The organism is Variovorax humicola (assembly GCF_037889915.1).
GTDB classification, from domain to species: domain Bacteria; phylum Pseudomonadota; class Gammaproteobacteria; order Burkholderiales; family Burkholderiaceae_C; genus Variovorax; species Variovorax humicola.
Map to the genome: position 1 here is coordinate 92,576 of NZ_JBBKZV010000019.1, position 18,910 is coordinate 111,485.

At 63.0% G+C, this 18,910-nt stretch carries 18 protein-coding genes; 17 read left to right on the top strand and 1 reads right to left on the bottom strand.

Going from position 1 to position 18,910, the window contains the following annotated elements:
* Nucleotides 1-13 precede the first annotated feature (13 nt).
* From WKW80_RS24450 to WKW80_RS24480, 7 genes are all read left to right on the top strand, one after another.
* A complete protein-coding gene (locus WKW80_RS24450; RefSeq protein ID WP_340366163.1) occupies nt 14-697 on the top strand; it encodes an amino acid ABC transporter permease in 684 nt (227 codons plus the stop codon).
* Nucleotides 698-708: 11 nt separating this feature from the next.
* Nucleotides 709-1,359 carry an amino acid ABC transporter permease gene (locus tag WKW80_RS24455; protein ID WP_340366164.1) on the top strand — a complete coding sequence of 217 codons (651 nt, stop codon included), beginning with the start codon at nt 709-711 and terminating at the stop codon, nt 1,357-1,359.
* Entirely contained in the window at nt 1,343-2,071 is a 729-nt protein-coding gene (locus WKW80_RS24460) for an amino acid ABC transporter ATP-binding protein (RefSeq protein ID WP_340366165.1), read from the top strand. Before WKW80_RS24455 ends, WKW80_RS24460 begins: the two co-directional genes overlap by 17 nt.
* Before the next feature lie 106 nt (nt 2,072-2,177).
* Nucleotides 2,178-2,942, top strand: a complete 765-nt coding sequence (locus WKW80_RS24465; protein WP_340366166.1) for a transporter substrate-binding domain-containing protein — start codon at nt 2,178-2,180, stop codon at nt 2,940-2,942.
* A 30-nt stretch (nt 2,943-2,972) separates the two neighbouring features.
* Nucleotides 2,973-3,983, top strand: coding sequence for a zinc-binding alcohol dehydrogenase family protein (locus WKW80_RS24470; protein WP_340366168.1), 1,011 nt, complete (start codon nt 2,973-2,975; stop codon nt 3,981-3,983).
* A gap of 5 nt (nt 3,984-3,988) precedes the next feature.
* Nucleotides 3,989-5,143 (top strand): mannitol dehydrogenase family protein, encoded by a 1,155-nt coding sequence (locus WKW80_RS24475; RefSeq protein ID WP_340366169.1) that lies wholly within the window; start codon nt 3,989-3,991, stop codon nt 5,141-5,143.
* Entirely contained in the window at nt 5,140-6,699 is a 1,560-nt protein-coding gene (locus tag WKW80_RS24480; RefSeq protein WP_340366170.1) for a UxaA family hydrolase, read from the top strand. Before WKW80_RS24475 ends, WKW80_RS24480 begins: the two co-directional genes overlap by 4 nt.
* Before the next feature lie 66 nt (nt 6,700-6,765).
* On the opposite strand, the gene WKW80_RS24485 is transcribed toward WKW80_RS24480, so the two are convergent.
* Nucleotides 6,766-7,587, bottom strand: a complete 822-nt coding sequence (locus tag WKW80_RS24485; protein WP_340366171.1) for an IclR family transcriptional regulator — start codon at nt 7,585-7,587, stop codon at nt 6,766-6,768.
* A gap of 133 nt (nt 7,588-7,720) precedes the next feature.
* On the opposite strand from WKW80_RS24485, the gene WKW80_RS24490 reads away from it, so the two are divergent.
* From WKW80_RS24490 to WKW80_RS24535, 10 genes are all read left to right on the top strand, one after another.
* Nucleotides 7,721-9,481 (top strand): FAD-dependent oxidoreductase, encoded by a 1,761-nt coding sequence (locus tag WKW80_RS24490; protein WP_340366172.1) that lies wholly within the window; start codon nt 7,721-7,723, stop codon nt 9,479-9,481.
* Between the two features lie 27 nt (nt 9,482-9,508).
* Nucleotides 9,509-10,285 carry an SDR family NAD(P)-dependent oxidoreductase gene (locus WKW80_RS24495; RefSeq protein ID WP_340366173.1) on the top strand — a complete coding sequence of 259 codons (777 nt, stop codon included), beginning with the start codon at nt 9,509-9,511 and terminating at the stop codon, nt 10,283-10,285.
* A 68-nt stretch (nt 10,286-10,353) separates the two neighbouring features.
* The gene (locus tag WKW80_RS24500; RefSeq protein WP_340366174.1) at nt 10,354-11,553 is read left to right on the top strand and encodes an ABC transporter substrate-binding protein; all 1,200 of its coding nucleotides are present in this window, start codon (nt 10,354-10,356) and stop codon (nt 11,551-11,553) included.
* A gap of 58 nt (nt 11,554-11,611) precedes the next feature.
* The gene (locus WKW80_RS24505) at nt 11,612-12,535 is read left to right on the top strand and encodes a branched-chain amino acid ABC transporter permease (RefSeq protein WP_340366175.1); all 924 of its coding nucleotides are present in this window, start codon (nt 11,612-11,614) and stop codon (nt 12,533-12,535) included.
* Nucleotides 12,532-14,310, top strand: a complete 1,779-nt coding sequence (locus tag WKW80_RS24510; protein WP_340366177.1) for a branched-chain amino acid ABC transporter ATP-binding protein/permease — start codon at nt 12,532-12,534, stop codon at nt 14,308-14,310. Before WKW80_RS24505 ends, WKW80_RS24510 begins: the two co-directional genes overlap by 4 nt.
* A gap of 15 nt (nt 14,311-14,325) precedes the next feature.
* Nucleotides 14,326-15,036: an ABC transporter ATP-binding protein gene (locus WKW80_RS24515; RefSeq protein ID WP_340366178.1), complete on the top strand. Its 711-nt coding sequence runs from the start codon at nt 14,326-14,328 to the stop codon at nt 15,034-15,036.
* Between the two features lie 32 nt (nt 15,037-15,068).
* The gene (locus WKW80_RS24520) at nt 15,069-16,028 is read left to right on the top strand and encodes an MBL fold metallo-hydrolase (RefSeq protein WP_340366179.1); all 960 of its coding nucleotides are present in this window, start codon (nt 15,069-15,071) and stop codon (nt 16,026-16,028) included.
* A gap of 251 nt (nt 16,029-16,279) precedes the next feature.
* On the top strand, nt 16,280-16,963 hold the full coding sequence (locus tag WKW80_RS24525; RefSeq protein WP_340366180.1) for a CoA transferase subunit A: 684 nt from the start codon (nt 16,280-16,282) through the stop codon (nt 16,961-16,963).
* Nucleotides 16,960-17,601, top strand: coding sequence for a 3-oxoacid CoA-transferase subunit B (locus tag WKW80_RS24530; RefSeq protein ID WP_340366182.1), 642 nt, complete (start codon nt 16,960-16,962; stop codon nt 17,599-17,601). Before WKW80_RS24525 ends, WKW80_RS24530 begins: the two co-directional genes overlap by 4 nt.
* Nucleotides 17,598-18,815, top strand: coding sequence for an MFS transporter (locus WKW80_RS24535; protein WP_422822955.1), 1,218 nt, complete (start codon nt 17,598-17,600; stop codon nt 18,813-18,815). Before WKW80_RS24530 ends, WKW80_RS24535 begins: the two co-directional genes overlap by 4 nt.
* The last annotated feature ends 95 nt before the right edge of the window (nt 18,816-18,910 follow it).

An 18,910-nucleotide genomic window follows, 5' to 3' on the forward strand; every position in this document is an offset into this window, starting at 1 on the left:
CAGGACAGGAGACATGAGATACGACTTTGACTTCAGCGCCCCGCTGGCCTACTGGCCAGAACTGTTGGCCGCTGCCGGAACAACCCTGGGGTTGTCGCTGGCTGCGACTGTGTTCGGCTTCTTGCTTGGCGTGTTCTGCGCCATCGCAGGCAAAGGCCGCGTTGCATGGCTGGCGCGACTGACCACGTTCTACGTGGAGACGATTCGCAACACGCCTTTGCTCGTACAGATCTTCATCGTGTACTTCGGGCTCGCAACCGTTGGCCTGAAAGTCGATGCGTTCACCGCTGCAACTGCGGCGCTGGTGATCAATGTCGGTGCGTACACATCGGAGATCGTCCGTGCGGGCATCGAATCGATCCCCAAGGGGCAATTGGAGGCGGCTGAGTGCCTGGGCCTCACGCGGCGCCAACTACTGACTCACGTGGTGCTGCCGCCGGCCATCGAGCGGGTCTACCCGGCCCTCACCAGCCAGTACGTGTTGCTGATGCTCGCTTCGTCGATCACCTCGCAAATTTCCACCGAAGAATTGACGGCGGTCGCCAATCGCATCCAGTCCGAAACCTTCCGCTCGGTGGAAACCTATTTGCTTGTCGCAGCGGCCTACCTGGTGCTCTCGCTGGTGATGCGCCTGGTCTTCTGGTGCGCGAGCTACGTTGCCTTCCCTCGCCGCCGTCGGCTCGGCACGACCGTCTAAGGAGAGAAGCCATGACCCTCTTGTCTTTCCCCCAACTCCAGTTCCTTCTCAGCGGCTTGGCGTGGACTGTCGTTCTGACTCTGTTGGCCTTCGCCGGCGGCGGAATCCTGGGCTTCGTGGTGGCGATCGCTCGCGTCTACGGGCCGAACTTCACCCGCCAGATCGTGATGCTCTATATCAAGCTGATCCAGGGCACGCCTCTGCTGGTCTTGCTGTCTCTCGCCTACTTCGGCTTGCCGACGCTGGGCTTCAACATCAAGCCACTGAGCGCCGCCGCCTTGGGCTTGAGCATCTATGTCTCGGCGTATCTCGGCGAAATCTGGCGCGGCTGCATTGAATCAGTGCCTCGAACCCAGGCCGAAGCCGCCGAGTGCCTGGCGCTCAACTGGGGACAGCGACTGAGCCACGTCATCCTGCCCCAGGCCATGAAGATCGCGACGCCTCCAACCGTTGGCTTCATGGTCCAGATCGTCAAGAACACCTCGCTGGCCTCCGCCATCGGATTCGTCGAACTCGCCCGCGCCGGGCAGGTGATCAACAACGCCACCTTCCAGCCCTTCGTCATCTTCGTGCTCGTCGGCGCGTTGTACTTCGCCCTGTGCTACCCCTTGTCGGTGATGAGCCGGCGCCTCGAAAGGAAATTCAATGTCGCCCATCGTTAATGTTCAGTCCATCACGAAGAGCTTCGGCACGAACAAGGTGCTGAACGACGTGTCCTTCACCGTCGACAAGGGTACGGTGGTCGCGATCATCGGACGCAGCGGCTCCGGGAAGACCACGGCCCTGCGCTGCATCGACCGGCTCGAGACGGTCAGCGACGGTCGCATCGACGTCTGCGGACATGAAATCACATCGCCCAAGCTGGACCTGCAGAAGCTGCGGCGCGATGTGGGCATCGTGTTCCAGAGCTACAACCTGTTCCCGCACATGACGGTCGAGCAGAACGTCATGCTGGCCCCGCGCATCGTTCTCAAGGGCAAGCGGGCCGAAGTCCGCGAACGCGCCCACGCCGTGCTGGCCCAAGTGGGCCTCGCGGACAAGGCGGACTCCTATCCGTCTCAGCTTTCGGGAGGCCAACAGCAACGTGTCGCCATCGCCCGGTCGCTCGCAATGTCACCGCAGCTGATGCTGTTCGACGAAGTGACCTCCGCACTCGACCCGGAACTGACGGGCGAGGTGCTGCGCGTGATGGAAAAACTTGCAGCGGATGGCATGACCATGGTCCTCGTCACGCACGAGATGGCCTTCGCTCGCAAGGTCGCCGACAAGATCATCTTCATGCACCGCGGCACCGTTTGGGAAGAAGGCCCCGGCGAGATGCTCGACGCACCCAAGACCGAGGAACTACGCAACTTCGTCGGCAGCGGGCTCTGAGGCGGCCGCCATGCCAGAACACGTACCGAGGCGGTCACCCCTCGAGCTATGCCACCCAGGTGGCCATCACCCCATTTCCTCCATTCCATCCGAAAGAGAGACTCCCATGATCCAGCGTTCCACTTTCCTGCGCGGCCTGTGTGCCAGCCTTGCCCTCGTAGCCGTTGCGGGCGTTGCCCGGGCAGACCAACTCGACGACGTGCGTGCGGCGAAAAAGATTCGCGTCGCCATCGACCTCGGCTCGCCGCCGTTCGGCACCAACGATGCGTCAATGAACCCGACAGGCTCCGACGTGGAAACCGCGCGCCTGCTGGCCAAGGATCTGGGCGTCGAACTCGAGATCGTCCCGACGACAGGCGCCAACCGGATTCCGTTCCTGCAGACCGGAAAGGCGGACGTGGTGATCTCATCGCTATCGGTCACGCCGGAGCGCGAAAAGGTCATCGACTTCTCGGCGCCCTATGCGCAGATCCAGGCAGTCGTTGCCGCGCCCAAGGCCGTCGCCGTCAAGGACTTTGCCGACCTGTCCGGCAAGAAGGTTGCCACTGCCCGCGGCACCACCAACGACCGACTGGCGACCGAGGGCGCCAAAGGCGCGCAGATCGTCCGCTTCGATGACGACAGCACGCTCGTCACCGCGGTGGCCAGCGGGCAAGTTGAAATATTCGCCACCTCGCCTGCGATCGTGAAGACCGTCGCGGAGAAGGTGCCGGCGCTCGGCGTAGAGACCAAGTTCGTGATGAAGAGCTTCCCGCTCGGGATCGGCGTGCGCAAGGGTGAAACCAAGCTGCAAGCGTGGATCAACCAGTGGGTCGGCAACAACACCGAGAACGGCAAGCTCGCCGCCATCTACAAGCGCTTCCACGGTTGAAGCGTCCAGTCCAACACTCAAGGAATTGTCATGCTGACTGTGATCTGCGAAACCCCCGGCACATTGCGCGCCGAAGACCGGCCGATGCCGCTGCGCGGTGACGGCGAAGTTCTGCTGCGCGTGAAGCGCGTCGGGGTCTGTGGCACCGATCTGCACATCTTCACCGGCAACCAGCCCTATCTCAACTACCCGCGCGTCATGGGGCATGAACTCTCCGGCGTCATCGAGGAAGCCCCGGCGAACAGTCATCTGGCGCCAGGCGATTCGGTCTACGTCATGCCTTACTTGTCCTGCGGCAAGTGCGTCGCATGCCGACAGGGCAAGACGAACTGCTGCGTCAGCATCCAGGTCCTGGGCGTCCACCGTGATGGCGCGTTCACCGAATACCTGACCATCCCGCAGGCCTTCGTGCACAAGGCCGAAGGCGTGTCGCTCGATCAGGCCGCGATGGTCGAGTTCCTGGCAATCGGCGCCCATGCGGTGCGGCGCGGTGCGGTGCGCGCCGGGCAGCGGGTCCTGGTTGTCGGCGCCGGACCGATCGGCATGGCGGCCATGATCTTTTCCAAGTTGCGGGGTGCGCAGGTTACCGCGCTCGACACGAGGCGCGACCGTCTCGACTTCTGCACGGCCCAGTTGGCGATGGCCGCCAGCGTGCAGATCGGCCCGGACGATGAATCGCAGCTTGCAGCCCTCACCGACAACGAGTACTTCGATGTCGTGTTCGACGCGACCGGCAATCCGAAGGCAATGGAACGCGGCTTCAAGTTCGTCGCACATGGCGGCACCTACGTGCTGATCTCGGTCGTCGGCGCGACGATCAGCTTTTCGGATCCTGAGTTCCACAAGCGCGAAACCACGCTGGTCGGCAGCCGCAACGCGACGACCGAGGACTTCGAGACGGTGCTGACCGCCATGCGCGCCGGCCAGATCCCTGATGCGGCGCTCAACACGCACCGACTGGCGCTGTCCGACGTGCCTGCCGACTTCAAGAGCCTGCTGGATCCCGCCCGCGGCGTCGTCAAAGCCATCGTGGAGTGCTGAGCATCATGGGCCAAGCCATCCTTCAGTTCGGCACCAGCCGCTTCCTTCAGGCGCACGTCGACCTCTTCGTTTCGCAGGCACTCGATCGAGGCGAGGCCGGCAAGGCCATCGGCGGCATCCTGGTCGTTCAGACAACCAACAATCCGGCCAGCGCCGAGCGGGTGGCAGCCCTTGCATCCGGCGATGGCTACCCGGTCCGCATTCGCGGCATCAGGAGTGGCGAGCGGATCGACGAGACCGTTACCTGCCGCTCTGTGCGACAGGCGATGCAAGCGGATGCCGACTGGTCCGCGCTACGCGATGCCGTTGCGACCGACGTGCACGTGATTGTTTCCAACACCGCCGATCGGGGCTATCAACTGGACGATCTGGATGGGCCTGAGCTCATCGGTGACACGCTTCATGCACCGCGAAGCTTCCCGGCCAAGCTGCTGGTGCTGCTCCACCATCGTTGGCGCGCGATCCCTGCCGCCGACATCTCGATCTTTCCTTGCGAGCTCATCGAGCGCAATGGCGATGTCCTGCGCGATGTCGTGCACGCACTGGCTGCGCGGTGGAAGCTGGACGCGAGCTTCATCGACTGGCTGGGCGAGCATTGTGTCTGGGCGAATTCGCTGGTGGATCGCATCGTGTCGGAAGCATTGCATCCGGTCGGTGCAGTTGCCGAACCCTATGCGCTTTGGGCCATAGAGCGGCAGCGTGGGTTGATGCTGCCCTGCGCGCACGAGCACATCGTGCTGACTGACGACCTCGAGCGATTCGAGCGGTTGAAGTTGTTCTTGCTGAACGCGGGGCACACCTTTCTCGCCGATCGCTGGTTGGAGCAGGGCCGGCCCCAGGACGAGACGGTGCAGCAAGCCATGAATGACGCCGCGAGCCGGGCGGAACTCGAGTCATTCTGGGCCGAGGAAGTGCTGCCGGTGTTCGAAGCATTGGGGCAGCGTGGCGAAGCCGAGACCTACCTCGTCGAGCTGAGGGAGCGGTTGCTCAACCCCTTTCTGAACCACCGCCTCGCCGACATTGCGCAGAACCATGCGCAAAAGAAGCTGCGGCGCTTCGCCCCCATCGTGGCGCTTGCCGACAAGTTGCAGTGCGGACTCGCCCAACCACGGCTGCGCACGGCGCTTGCCGAACAAGGTGCGCGCGAGGTGCTTGCATGACAGCAGCGAGCGCCCTCGACGATGCAACTGTTGGTGCACGCGTGATCCGCCTGCATCCCGATGACGACGTTGTCATCTCGCTGGACCAGCTGGTTTCGGGAACGCGCATCGCTTCCGAGAACACCACGGTCTCGGGCCTGATACCGCCGGGCCACAAGATGGCGACGCGTGCCATACAAGCGGGTGCGGCAGTGCGGCGCTACGGTCAAATCATCGGCTTTGCGAGCCAGCCGATCCGGCCCGGCCAGCACGTGCACTCGCACAACCTGGAGATGGGCGAGTTCGAGCGCGACTATGCCTATGGGGTAGAGATTCGCGAGACGGTGCCAGCGGCGCAGCCTGCCACTTTCGAGGGCATCGTGCGCGAGGACGGCCGAGTGGCAACGCGCAACTACATCGGCATCCTGACCTCCGTCAACTGCGCGGCCACGGTTGCGCGCGCGATTGCGGACCACTTCCGACGCGATATTCATCCCGACGCGCTGGCGGCATTTCCGAATGTCGACGGAGTTGTCGCGCTGACACACGGCACCGGTTGCGGCATCGACTCCGCTGGCGAGGGCCTACAGATCCTGCAACGAACGCTCGGCGGCTACGCGTGCCATCCCAATTTCGGGGGGGTGCTCGTCATCGGCCTGGGCTGCGAGACCAATCAAGTTCCGAAGCTGCTGGCCACGCAAGGATTGAGCGATTCGGGGACGTTGCGCTCGTTCACGATCCAGGATGCAGGCGGCACGACGAAGGCGATCGCCCGCGGCATTGAACTGGTCAAGGAAATGCTGCTGCAAGCCGACCATGTGCGACGTCAAAGCGTGCCAGTCAGCCACCTGGTCATCGGGCTGCAATGCGGGGGCTCGGACGGCTACTCCGGTATTTCGGCGAATCCTGTACTGGGCGCGGCGGTGGATCTGCTGGTCGCGCATGGCGGAACGGCCATCCTCTCGGAAACACCCGAAATCTATGGCGCCGAACATCTGCTGACGCGACGGGCTGAAACTGTCGAGATCGGCCGAAAGCTCGTCTCCCGCATTCGCTGGTGGGAGGACTATTGCGGGCGCAACGGCGCGCAGATGAACAACAACCCCTCTGCCGGCAACAAGGCCGGTGGCCTGACGACGGTGCTCGAGAAATCGCTTGGAGGAATCGCAAAGGGTGGATCCACCAAGCTCACCGAGGTCTACGAATACGCGCAGCCCGTCAGGGCACGGGGCCTGGTCTTCATGGACACGCCCGGCTACGACCCCATATCGGCCACGGGGCAGGTCGCAGGCGGCGCCAATCTGATCTGCTTCACCACCGGAAGAGGCTCGGCCTACGGCTGCGCGCCGTCGCCTTCAGTCAAGCTGGCGACCAATACGGCATTGATGGACAGGCAGGCGGACGACATGGACCTGAATTGCGGCCAGGTCCTGGACGGCACGAAGTCGATACAGGAACTCGGCGCTGAGTTGTTCCAGCTCCTGCTCGACACGGCGTCGGGTCGGCCATCACGCAGCGAAGTGCATGGCTATGGCCAGAACGAATTTGTTCCTTGGCAGATCAGCGTCATCACCTGACCACCTCACTGACCAGCCGCCCGCTCTACCTGCCCTTGGGCGACGAAGGCGAGCGCTGGCAAGCACTCAACCGGCGCGCAGCGTTTGATGACCGAGGCGCTTGGAGACTTCGACGCCACATGCCTTTGCAGCCTTTGCCTGCAAACCGGTCCAGTCCGTATCGAAAGATCGTGAGCGGCCCATGAGCGTGATGCCCAAAACGATATTTCCTGAGTAGTCGAAGACAGGTGCGGCAAAGGAGCTGACGCCCGGTGTGGGGTTGTTGATGGAGCGAGACACACCGTGTTTGCGCACCTCGTTCAACATTCCCTGGAAATCGCCTCGCTCGGTAGGCGTGGCAATGTCCGGCCCGAGTCGCCGCTCGTCTTCGAGCAGCGATTCCTCGATCAGCTTGGCGGGCAGATAGGCGGCGAACAGGCGGCCCGTTGCCGTGCCCGCCAACGACATCACGGTGCCCGTGCGGATGTTGGTGTGAAGCGGATAGATCGCGTCAAAGAGATAAACGATCGTGGGCCCTTGATTGCCCCAGACCGACAGCGCAACGCTGTGCCCGGTCTCCCTTGCCAACTGTTCCGCGAAGGGCGTGGCCTCGCGAACAGGATTGAGCATCCTGAGCGTGACCAGGCCAAGTTGCATGGCGGTCGGGCCGAGCCAGTAGTAGCCCGTCGAAGCCTCCTGCGTCACCAGCCCCAGCTTGGCGAAGCTCACCAGATAGGGGTGGGCTTTCCCAGGCGCCATGTCAGCGGCCTTGGCGAGTTCCCTCAAGGGCATGGGTCGACCCTGAGCCCCAAGTGCAAGTAGCAATTGGCCGCCAGCTTCAATGGACTGGATGCCTCTGCGCTCCTTCTCGGAACCCGATTCACTGCCTTCGTTTTCAAGTTCGGCCATGCGCGTCTCCTAACACTTAGATTCTAACAACTTCATTAGTCTAGGGTAAACCATTAGTGTATGAAAGATGCGTTAGCACCATACTAACGTCATCGGGTCGACAGATGACCCCCACTTTCAGGAGTAACGGTCAATGGGTAAGCAGGAAACGGAGTACGACGTTCTGGTGGTCGGCACTGGCGCGTCTGGCATGTCGGCGGCGGTCACCGCGGCCTACCAGGGCCTCAAGGTGCTGGTCGTCGACAAGGCGCCGGTCTTCGGTGGCACCACCGCACGCTCGGGTGGTTGGCTGTGGATCCCCGGCACCAAGCTCGCAAAAGCGCAGGGCATCAACGAAGCCCCTGGCGCCGCCCGCGCTTATCTGGAGCACGAGGCCACCACGCATTTCGATGCCGCGCGCGTCGACGCCTTCATCGAGAACGGCCCGAAAGCCTTCGACTTCTTCACTGAGAACACATGCGTGCAGTTCGACATGCCGCCGGAATTTCCCGACTACCACGCTGAAGCGCCTGGAGGCCAACCGGGCGGCCGGTCCATGGTGACCCGTCCGTTCGACGGGCGAGAACTGGGCGGCCGCATCGCCCAACTCGCGCCGCCCGTGCCCGAGCTGACCGTATTCGGAATGATGCTGGGCTCCGGCAAGGAACTGTGGCACTTCCTGCGCGCCTTCAAGTCATTCGAGTCCTTCTGGTACGTCGCGAAGCGTTTTGGCGGACACCTGCTCGATGTGGTGAGGTACGGCCGCGGGATGACGCTGACCAACGGCAACGCGCTGGCTGGCCGACTCGCCAAGGCTGCGATGGAACTCAATGTTCCGGTATGGCTGAACTCGCCGGTGAAGTCGCTCATCGTGGAAGGTGATGCTGTCGTTGGAGCGACCGTCGTGCAGGATGGCAAGCCCCGTGAGATCCGCGTGCGCCGTGGCGTGGTCCTGGCGTGCGGTGGGTTTCCCTATGACGTGGAGCGTCGCAAGCAACTGTTCCCGCACGCGCCGACCGGCCACGAACACTTCACGCCCTCGCCGGCACTGAATACCGGAGACGGTCTGCGCCTGGGTGAATCCGTGGGCGGCTGGGTCGACCCCACGATCCCCAACGCCGCCGCCTGGTGCCCGACCTCGGTGACGAAGCGCAAGGATGGCTCCGAGGGCGTCATGCCTCATTTCATCGACCGTGCCAAGCCGGGCGCGATTGCGGTCACACCCAAGGGCCGCCGCTTCACCAACGAGGCACTGTCGTATCACGATTTCATCCAGGACCTGGTGAAGGCCTGCAAGGGCATGCCAGAGGTCACTTGCTGGCTCATCTGCGACCACAAGCATCTGCGCGAATACGGGCTTGGGGCAGTGGCTCCGTTCCCGTTGCCCATCGGCAAGCATCTGAAGAACGGCTATCTCAAGAAGGGCAACAGCCTGCAGGAGCTGGCCAAAGCGATCGGCGTGCCCTATCCGGCGCTGCAAGAGGAGGTCGAATCCTTCAATCGTGACGCAGCCAAGGGCGTCGACACCAAGTTCGGCAAGGGCAGCACCGCCTACAACCGCTTCCAAGGCGACTCCCTCGTCACGCCGAACCCATGCATGGCGCCCGTTCGTCAGGGCCCCTTCTACGCGATCAAGATTGTTGTCGGCGAGATCGGCACCTTCGCTGGTCTGCTGACCGATGACTCCTGCCAGGTCCTCACGCAGGCACGGCAACCGGTCAAGGGACTCTATGCCGTCGGCAATGACGCCGCCAGCATCATGGGCGGCAACTATCCCGGGGCCGGCATCACGCTCGGCCCGGCGCTGACCTTCGGCTACATCGTCGGCAACGCGCTTGCAAAGCAGACGAAGCGACCTGCTGCCGCCGATGTCGTGCAGTTGGTCGCCCCACGCCAGCGTGTCCACGCGGCTTGATTCCCCCAAACCAACGAGAACAGACAAATGGAAATCTCTGAACTGATGGCGCCTCAAGTCCTTGGCGGACGCATCGCGCTGGTGACCGGCGCGGGGCAGGGCAACGGCAAAGCCATCGCCAAGGGCCTGGCCAAAGCGGGCGCCCAGGTCGTCGTGACCGACTTGAACGATGAAAACGCCAAGGCAGTTGCCGCCGAGATCAACGCTGCGGGTGGGAAGGCGGTCGCATACAAGCTGGACGTGACCTCGCGCGACGCATGCCAGGCACTGGCGCTCACCGTGGCCAACGAAGTCGGAAACATCGACATCCTGGTGAACAACGCCGGCATCATCATTCGCGAAGGCCTGGACAGCCCGGAGGTCGCGTCGAACCTTGAGCGAACGCTGAATGTGAACGTGATGGGTACCTTTCTTCCAACGCATGCGTGGCTGGATGCGCTGAGGGAAACCAGGGGCGTGATCATCAACGTGGGGTCCATCGCCTCGAGCACCGGGATTCCCAATGTCGTGGGCTACTCCCCGTCCAAGGGCGCGGTCAAGCTCATGACTCAAGCGCTGGCTGTGGAGCTGGCAAAAGACGGTGTCCGCGTCAACGCGATCGCGCCCGGTGTCATCGAGACACCGATGACCTCTTACACGCGGGAAGCGCCGGAGCGCCTCGACAAGTTCATGTTGCGCACGCCGATGGCGCGTGTCGGGCAGCCAGAAGAACTGGTCGGCCCTGTGGTGTTCCTGGCATCGCGCATGGCCACCTACGTCACAGGCGTGACGCTTCCCGTTGACGGCGGCTTTCTCGCCTCCTGATTCGCAACCCCTATTCCTTGTTCGCAACCCCCTGAACTCACTGAGTTCTCAAGAAACCGGAGACAGCCATGAGCATTCCCAAGTTCCTGAAGAGAGCCGCGCTTGCCGCGAGCCTTGTTGCAGCCACTGCGGCTGCAAGCGCTCAAGACGTCAAGCTGGGCTACAACGGCGATCTGTCAGCCTCTCCCTCCGCGCAAAGCGGCCAGGCCGCAGTGCTTGGCATGGAGGCGGCGATTGCCGACATCAATGCTGCTGGCGGCGTCCTCGGCAAGAAGTTGGCGCTCGTCACCCGGGACGACACTTCGGCCCCCCCGAAGTCGATCCAGAACATGAGTGAACTGGTCGACAACGAAAAGGTCTCCGCCGTGTTCGGCCCGACCAATTCCGGCAATGCCATGGCCTGGAAGCACATCGCCAACCAGAAGAAGATTCCGGTCATCGGCAACGTGGGTTCGGGCACTGACATCACCAAGCCGATGAGCCCGGGCGCCGACAACTACATGTTCCGTGTCTCGATGGTGGACCGCGAGCAGGTCGCCGCCCTCATGGCGTACGTCAAGAAGAATGCGGACAAGTCAAAAGTCGTGGGCTTGATGGCTGAGACCACGGGCTACGGGCAGGGCGGCCTGAAGGACATGGAAGAACTCGCCAAGGTGCAGGACATCAAGATCGCCGCGATCGAGCGCTTTGGCGTCGGCGATACGGACATGACCTCCCAGTTGAGCAAGCTGAAGTCCGCGGGCGTCGACACCGTGGTGGTTTGGGCACAGGGAACCCCGATCGCCCAGCTGGTTCGCAGCATGGAGAAGATCAACTACTTCCCGCTGGTCCTGTCCTCGTGGGCGGCAGACAACATCACCTTCTATGACGCGGCAGGCAAGACGTTGGCAGAGAAGCCCATCTTCATGCGCACGGTCAGCGAGACGCGCACGCCCGGCCAGCAAAAGCTGTTCGATCGCGTCGGCCCCAAGCTCAAGGCACCAGGCTCCTTCTCCTTCGCGCTGCACGGCTACGACTCGGTCATGCTCTATGCAGCCGCTGCCAGGCAGGCCAACAGCTTTGATGGACCGGCCGTTCGTGTCGCACTGGAGGATCTGAAGGCCCCTGTTCAAGGGCTGCTCAAGACCTACGACAAGCCATTCAGCAAGACCAATCACGAAGCCCTGACGGCCAAGGACCTGGTGTGGATTCGCTGGAAGGACGGCAAGCTGCTGCCCTACTCGGACCCGATCGTCGGCGCATTGGCTGGCGCGGACTTCAAGCAGTAACGCGACACGCGTATCCGGGCCGCATCCCGCGGCCCGGGCAATCATCTCGGAGGCAACTATGGTTGAGGCGCTCTTGCAAGCGATTCTCAGTGGCTTGGCCGTGGGCGGTGCCTACGCGCTGGTCGCCCTGGGTTTCAGCATCACATTCACGACAACCAAGACACTGAACTTCTCCCATGGGGAGTTCGTCTCGGCAGGCGCATTCATCGGCATGAGCGCGCTCTTCCTGGTCCTGGGTCTTCCAGTGACCTCGACCACATTCGGCCAGGCACTTCCCGGCGCCGGCGCTCAACTGCTGGCACTTTCAGCGGCGCTCGGTGCGATGGGCCTTCTCGGATGGCTCCTCTATGCGATTGGTGTGCGGCCCTTTGCCGGGCGACCCGGCATGGCCTGGGTCATGAGCACCCTGGGCTTCGGCGTCATCCTGCAGAGCATCGGCCTGGCCATCTGGGGGCCCAAGCCGGTGGTGGTACCCGGGCCGGTAGGCGATACGGTGATCCGACTGCTCGGTGTCGGCGTCCGCCCTCAGGAACTCCTGACGCTGGCTGTCGCCGTTGTCATCATGATCGGCTTCGATTTCGTCATGAATCGAACGATGGTGGGCAAGGCCATGCGCGCAGTGGCAGCCAATGGCAATGTCGCCAGCCTCATGGGCATCAACACCAACGCAGTGATGATCGGCGCCTTCGTGATCAGTTCGGGGCTCGCCGGTCTCTCCGGCTTCCTGCTCGCGCCGATCGCGCAAGCCTCGCTCTTCATGGGCCTGACGGTCGGCCTCAAAGGCTTCTCCGGCGCCATGATCGGCGGCCTGAGCAATCCCCGAGGCTGCGTCATTGGCGGCTTCGTTCTCGGTGTCTTCGAATCGCTGGTCAACCTGTGGCAGGCCCAGTGGCGCGAGGTGGCCGTCTTCGGACTGGTGATTCTGGTCCTCGCGTTCCGTCCGACCGGACTGTTCGGCAAGAAACTGGTGGAGAAGGTATGAAGCGCAGTCAACATCTCCTGGGCGTCGTGCTCGCTTCCGCCGCGCTGATCGGCATCACGTCCCTTTTCGGAAACGACTACTACCTGCGCATCGTCTTCATGATGTGCGTCTACTACCTCTGCGCTGCGGGCATGAACGTGCTGGTGGGCTATGCGGGGCAGAAGTCGCTGGGCCAGGCGGGGCTCTTCGCTGCCGGAGCCTATGCGGTGGCGTTGCTGACGACGCGTACCGAAATGAACCCATGGCTCGCACTTGTGGTTGCGGCTGGCATCTCCGCGGTTTGTGGCGTCCTCATCGCGTTGCCGTCATTGCGGGTCAAGGGTCCGTACCTTGCAATGGTGACGCTGGCATTCGGCATCGTCGTGGAAAAACTCGTGGGCGAATGGACCGATGTGTTCGGCGGCGCGCAGGGGATCTACGGCATCAAGGCGTTGACCTGGGATGGGCAACCGTTGACGTCGCTGCAATGGGTCTGGCTTGGCATCGGCCTGTGCGCCGTGACTCACCTCTTGTTGCGCAATCTCCTGCAGGGCCGGTTCGGTCGCGCGCTGCTGTCGCTGCAGGCTGACGAGATTGCCTCGTCCTCGGTGGGCGTTCGCGTCTATCGCGCCAAGGTCATCGCATTCGTCGTTGCGGCTGTCACCTGCGGCATCGCGGGTGCGCTGGTCGCCCAACAGAACCAGTACATCAACTCCGACTTCATCACCTTCCACCTCTCGATCTTCATCCTGTTGCTGGTGCTGTTTGGCGGAGCCGGGTCCCAATATGGGCCGCTGGTCGGCACCGTCATCCTGACAGCGGTCGATGCGGCCCTGGCACGCTGGCCTTCGGCGCAACATTTCCTGTACGGCTTCCTGCTGCTGTTTGCGCTCTACGTGATGCCGGGCGGGGTGACGGGGCTGTTCTCGAAATGGTTCCGGCGTTCAGCCGAGGCGCCGGAGAAATCGAAGACGTCTGCCGCTCCCACCCGCATCGGCCCGGAGGGCCAAGGCGAGTTGCTGGTGGTGCAGGGCGTCACCAAGAACTTTGGCGGCGTGAAGCCAGCCCAGAACGTTTCGTTCCGGCTGCAACGGGGTCACATCCATGCGCTGATCGGGCCGAACGGCGCCGGAAAGAGCACGATGATCAACATGTTGACCGGCTTGATCGATCCGACCGAGGGCTCGATCCAGTTCCTTGGCCAGGAAGTCTCCGGCCGGCCTGTGCACTCGATCTGCTGCATGGGCATGGGGCGTACCTTCCAGAACCTGCGTCTCTTCGCGGAACTGTCGGTGCTCGACAACGTCATGCTGGGTCGTCACAGCCGAATGACGAACGGCTTCCTCGCGTCCCTGTTCCATCTGCCGGGTGCGAAGAAGCAAGAGGCCGAGACGAGGGCCCGCGCTCTGCAGTTGCTGGATCTCGTGGACTTGCTGCATCTGGCGCACCACCCGGCGGGAAGCCTGCCGTACGGCCTCCAACGCCGCGTCGAACTCGCACGGGCACTGGCGACCGAACCGCAGCTTCTTCTGCTCGATGAACCTGCCGCAGGCCTCAACCCGCAGGAGACCGCCGAGTTGGGTCAGTTGCTGCTGCGCATCGGCAAGTGCGGCGTGAGCATATTGATGGTCGAGCACCACATGGATCTCGTCATGTCGATCTCGGACCACGTCATCGTGCTCGACTACGGCATCAAGATCGCCGAGGGCAAGCCCGCCGAGGTGCAGGCCAACCCCCGAGTTGTCGAAGCCTATCTGGGCGTCGACGAGCCCGAAGAAGCGCTCTGCGCAGCCTGAACCAGAAAGTCGATCATGCTGAAACTCGAATCAGTCAAGGTGGCCTACGGCGCGATCCAGGCCGTCAAGGGCGTGAGCATCGAAGTGCGCAAGGGCGAAGTGGTGACCATCATCGGCGCCAATGGCGCCGGAAAGAGCACCTTGCTCAAGAGCATCTGCGGGCTGGAACGCGTCACTGAAGGTCGCATCCAGCTCGATGGCAAGGACATCACGAACGTTGCATCCCATCAGCGTGTGGGCCTTGGTGTCGCGATGTCCCCGGAAGGGCGCGGCGTGTTCGCGGATCAGACGGTGCGCGAAAACCTGATGCTGGGTGCTTATTCGCGAAAGAGCGACCCAGGCGCCACGGCAGCCGCCATCGAGCGCGAATTCAAGAGGTTTCCGCGGCTGCGGGAGCGCCAGGACCAGTTGTCCGGAACCTTGTCCGGCGGTGAACAGCAGATGCTGGCGATCTCCCGTGCACTGATGAGTGACCCTCGCCTGTTGCTGCTCGATGAACCCTCGCTCGGCCTGGCGCCCTTGATCATCAAGGACATCTTCAATGCCATTCGCCAACTGCGCGAGGCCGGCCTGACCATCCTGCTGGTCGAACAGATGGCCAAGCAGGCGCTTGGCGTGGCCGATCGAGCCTACGTGCTCGAAACAGGGCACATCACCGCGGAGGGCACAGGTCGCGCGCTCCTCAACGATCCCAAGGTCAAGGCTGCCTACCTCGGCACGCACTGACTCGATTGAACCGTCCACACAAGGAGTACCCCATGACCGAAACCAAAAAGTTCGCGAGCCAGGCCGACCTGGAAGAAAAGAATGTCACCTTCAGCCAGATCTCCGAGCACGCCTGGGCGTACACGGCTGAAGGCGACCCGAACACCGGCATCATCATCGGCGACGACGCCGTGCTGGTCGCCGATACGCAAGCCACGCCGGCCATGGCGGCGGATGTCATCCGTCGCATTCGTGAAGTGACCGACAAGCCGATCAAGTACGTCGTGCTGACGCACTACCACGCGGTGCGCGTGCTGGGTGCCAGCGCGTACGGTGCGCAGCACATTCTTGCGAGCCAGGATACGTACGACCTCATTGTCGAACGAGGCGAGCAGGACAAGGCCAGCGAGATCGGCCGCTTTCCACGCTTGTTCGCAGGTGTCGAGACCGTGCCACCTGGCATGACCTGGCCCACCATGACCTTCACAGGAAAGATGACGCTGTGGCTCGGCAAGCTCGAAGTGCAACTGCTGCAACTCGGCCGCGGCCACACGAAGGGCGACACGGTCGTTTGGCTCCCTGGCGAGGGCGCGCTGCTGTCGGGCGACCTGGTCGAATTCGGCGCCACGCCCTATGCGGGCGATGCCTATTTCAAGGATTGGCCCAAGACGCTTGAGAACGTCGCTGCGCTCAAGCCCAAGGCGCTGGTGCCCGGCCGCGGTGCTGCGCTGACTACACCCGAGGAGGTGTCCAAGGGCCTCGATGAAACACGCGAATTCGTTTCGGATGTGTACGCTAACGTTCAAAAGGGCGTCAACGGCGGCAAGGACCTGAATTCCGTCTACAAGGATACGTTCGCGGCGTTGAAGCCCAAGTACGGCCACTGGGTCATCTTCGACCACTGCATGCCGTTCGACGTCACGCGCTGCTACGACGAGGTGACCCAGTACACCGATCCGCGCATCTGGACCGCCGAGCGCGACGTCGAGATGTGGAAGACGCTGGAAGGCTGACGCCTTCGCCCGCCCATCGTGAACGATATGTGCGAAAGCAACGGCACACACGACCCAAGGCCCAAGAGCTGGGTTTCTTCGGCCAACGAGGCGGGCGGAGACTTTCCGATTCAGAACCTGCCCTTCGGAAGATTCCGCCGGGGTAACTCACTGCCCAACGGTGAGCGGCGCTCCTTCCTGGAAGACGGCGTCACGTTGACCCTGCGTGGCTGGTGCGAACGCCCGGGCGCAGTGCGCATTGGCCTGGACGAGTGTTCCGGGACTGTGGTGGTCTCGTGAAAAAGCCCGTCCCGCTCAATCAGGCGGTCGCCATGGTCCCGGAGGGGGCGGTGGTGATGATCGGTGGGTTCATGGGGGTCGGCAGTCCTGTGCGCCTCATCGATGAAATGGTTCGCCAGCGGAGGGGCAAGCTGACGCTGATCAGCAACGACTCTGCCAGGCCAGGCGTAGGTGTGGGGCGTCTCATCGATGCAGGACTCGTGAAGAGGCTCATTGCGAGCCACATCGGGACGAACGCGACGACACAGCAACTCATGCTTGAGGGCCGGCTCGAGGTGGAACTCGTGCCTCAAGGCACGCTGGCCGAACGCATACGCGCTGGCGGTTTCGGGCTCGGCGGCATCTTGACGCCTACGGGTGTCGGCACTCTTGTCGCAGAAGGCAAGCGAACCCTTGAAGTCGACGGCTCCAACTACCTTCTGGAGACGGCCCTGAAGGCTGACTTCTCCTTCATCTGCGCAAGGAAAGCCGACTACTACGGCAACCTGGAATATTCGCTCACTGCGAGGAACTTCAACCCGTTGATGGCGATGGCGGCCACGACGACCATCGCCGAGGCAGAAAGCATCGTTCCCGTCGGAATGATCAGTCCGGACGCCGTGATCACGCCAGGCGTTCTCGTTCATGTGCTTGTGGGGAAGGAGCGTGCCGCATGAACGAGAAAGAAATCATTGCCCGGCGGGTTGCCAGGGAACTCAAGGATGGGGATCGCGTGAACCTCGGCATCGGCCTGCCAACCCTCGTCGCGCAGTACCTGGCGCCGTCGATCCACGTCTTCTTCCACTCGGAGAACGGCATCATCGGCATGAGCCCGCTGCCAGGCGAGGGATTCGAAGACATCAATCTCACCGACGCCGGGGGACGCCCCGTCGGCGCCTTGCCCGGCGCCTGTGCTTTCGACTCGGCTTTCTCCTTCGGGATGATCCGGGGAGGCCACCTCGACCTCACCGTGCTGGGCGGTCTCGAGGTCGATGAACTTGGCCGGCTGGCGAACTGGATGGTGCCGGGTTTCATGATTCCAGGCATGGGCGGCGCGATGGATCTGGTGACCGGCGCCCGCCGGGTCATCGTGGCGATGACGCACCGTTCCAGGACCGGTTCCAAGATCGTTCCACGCTGCACACTTCCAATCACTTCGGTGCGCCGCGTCGAGTTGATCGTCACGGAACTGGCGGTGATCCGACCCACCGAGAACGGCCTCGTCCTGCTGGAGACGGCCCCTGGGGTGTCCGTCCGAGAGGTGATGGAGGCGACCGAAGCGAACCTGATGCCTGGACCCGGTCTGGCAGTATGAAAGTGTCCGCAGTGCAGAGCGACTCGACGTTGAGCGTCCGTCCCCTCGATTCCCGAACGCTTTGGCTGCTGGGAGCATGCGCCTTCGCGAGCATGGCTTCGATGCGAATTTGCGACGCCATGCTTCCGTCGCTGACAGCGGAGTTCTCGGCAACGACGGGTCAAGGTGCGCGGACGATCTCCGGCTTTGCGTTGGCCTATGGGGTTCTGCAGCTGTTCTATGGACCGCTCGGGGATCGATACGGCAAAGTGCGCGTCATTGGTTTTGCGACGCTGGCTTGCACGATCGGAAGCGCGGCGGCGGCGCTTTCACCCACGTTGGACTGGCTGGTCGTCAGTCGCATTCTGTCCGGTGCAGCGGCAGCTGGAATCATCCCGTTGACGATGGCCTGGATCGGCGACAGCGTGGCCTACGAAGGTCGCCAGGAGGTGTTGGCCAAACTGCTCGGCGCGACGGTGTTCGGAATGATCTGCGGCCAGTGGCTCGGCGGCCTTGTCGCTGAGAAGTTGAGCTGGAGAGCGGCGTTCGTCATGCTCGCGGCGATCTTCCTGATCAGCGGAGCGATGCTTGCCAAGCGTGCGCGCGGCTTTGCGACACCTGCACCGGGAGATATGGGAAGCGTGCCTCGCCGGGTTCTGGACGTGCTCGCTCAGCCATGGGCAAGGACGGTATTGCTCGTCACTTGCATCGAAGGGGCGCTGGCGTTCAGCGCGCTTGCCTTCATTCCTTCCCACCTGCACGCTTCGTTCAATCTGTCGATGCCAACAGCAGGGGCCGTCGTCGCGCTCTACGGCATCGGAGGCCTTTTCTACAGCCGGTGCGCGCGCACGCTGCTTCGACGATTCGGCGAAACCGGTCTGGCGACCATCGGGGGCGTCTGCCTCGGCATCGCGTTCGGGACGATCGCCTTTTCGCCATCCTGGCAGTGGACGCTTCCCGCGTGCCTGCTTGCAGGGTTCGGCTTCTACGCCATGCACAACACGCTGCAGACGCATGCGACCCAAATGGCTCCGGCCGTGCGCGGTACGGCAGTCTCGCTGTTTGCTTGCGTTCTGTTTTTCGGTCAGTCGCTTGGAGTCCTGCTCGCCGCGTGGGTTGTCGACGCCATGTCGTCAAGCACGGTCTTTGCATTTTCAGCCATCGGCCTCCTGCTGCTCGGAGGTGCGTTCGCGTCCTTGATCCGGCAGCACAACCGCCGACTGCGCGGAGCGTGATCGATGTCTGATCGCCAAACAAATCCAACCGCGGTGCAAGGCGACCTGGGCACTCGGCAACCCGCGACCGTCCCGGTCGTCGCCCCCAACTGACA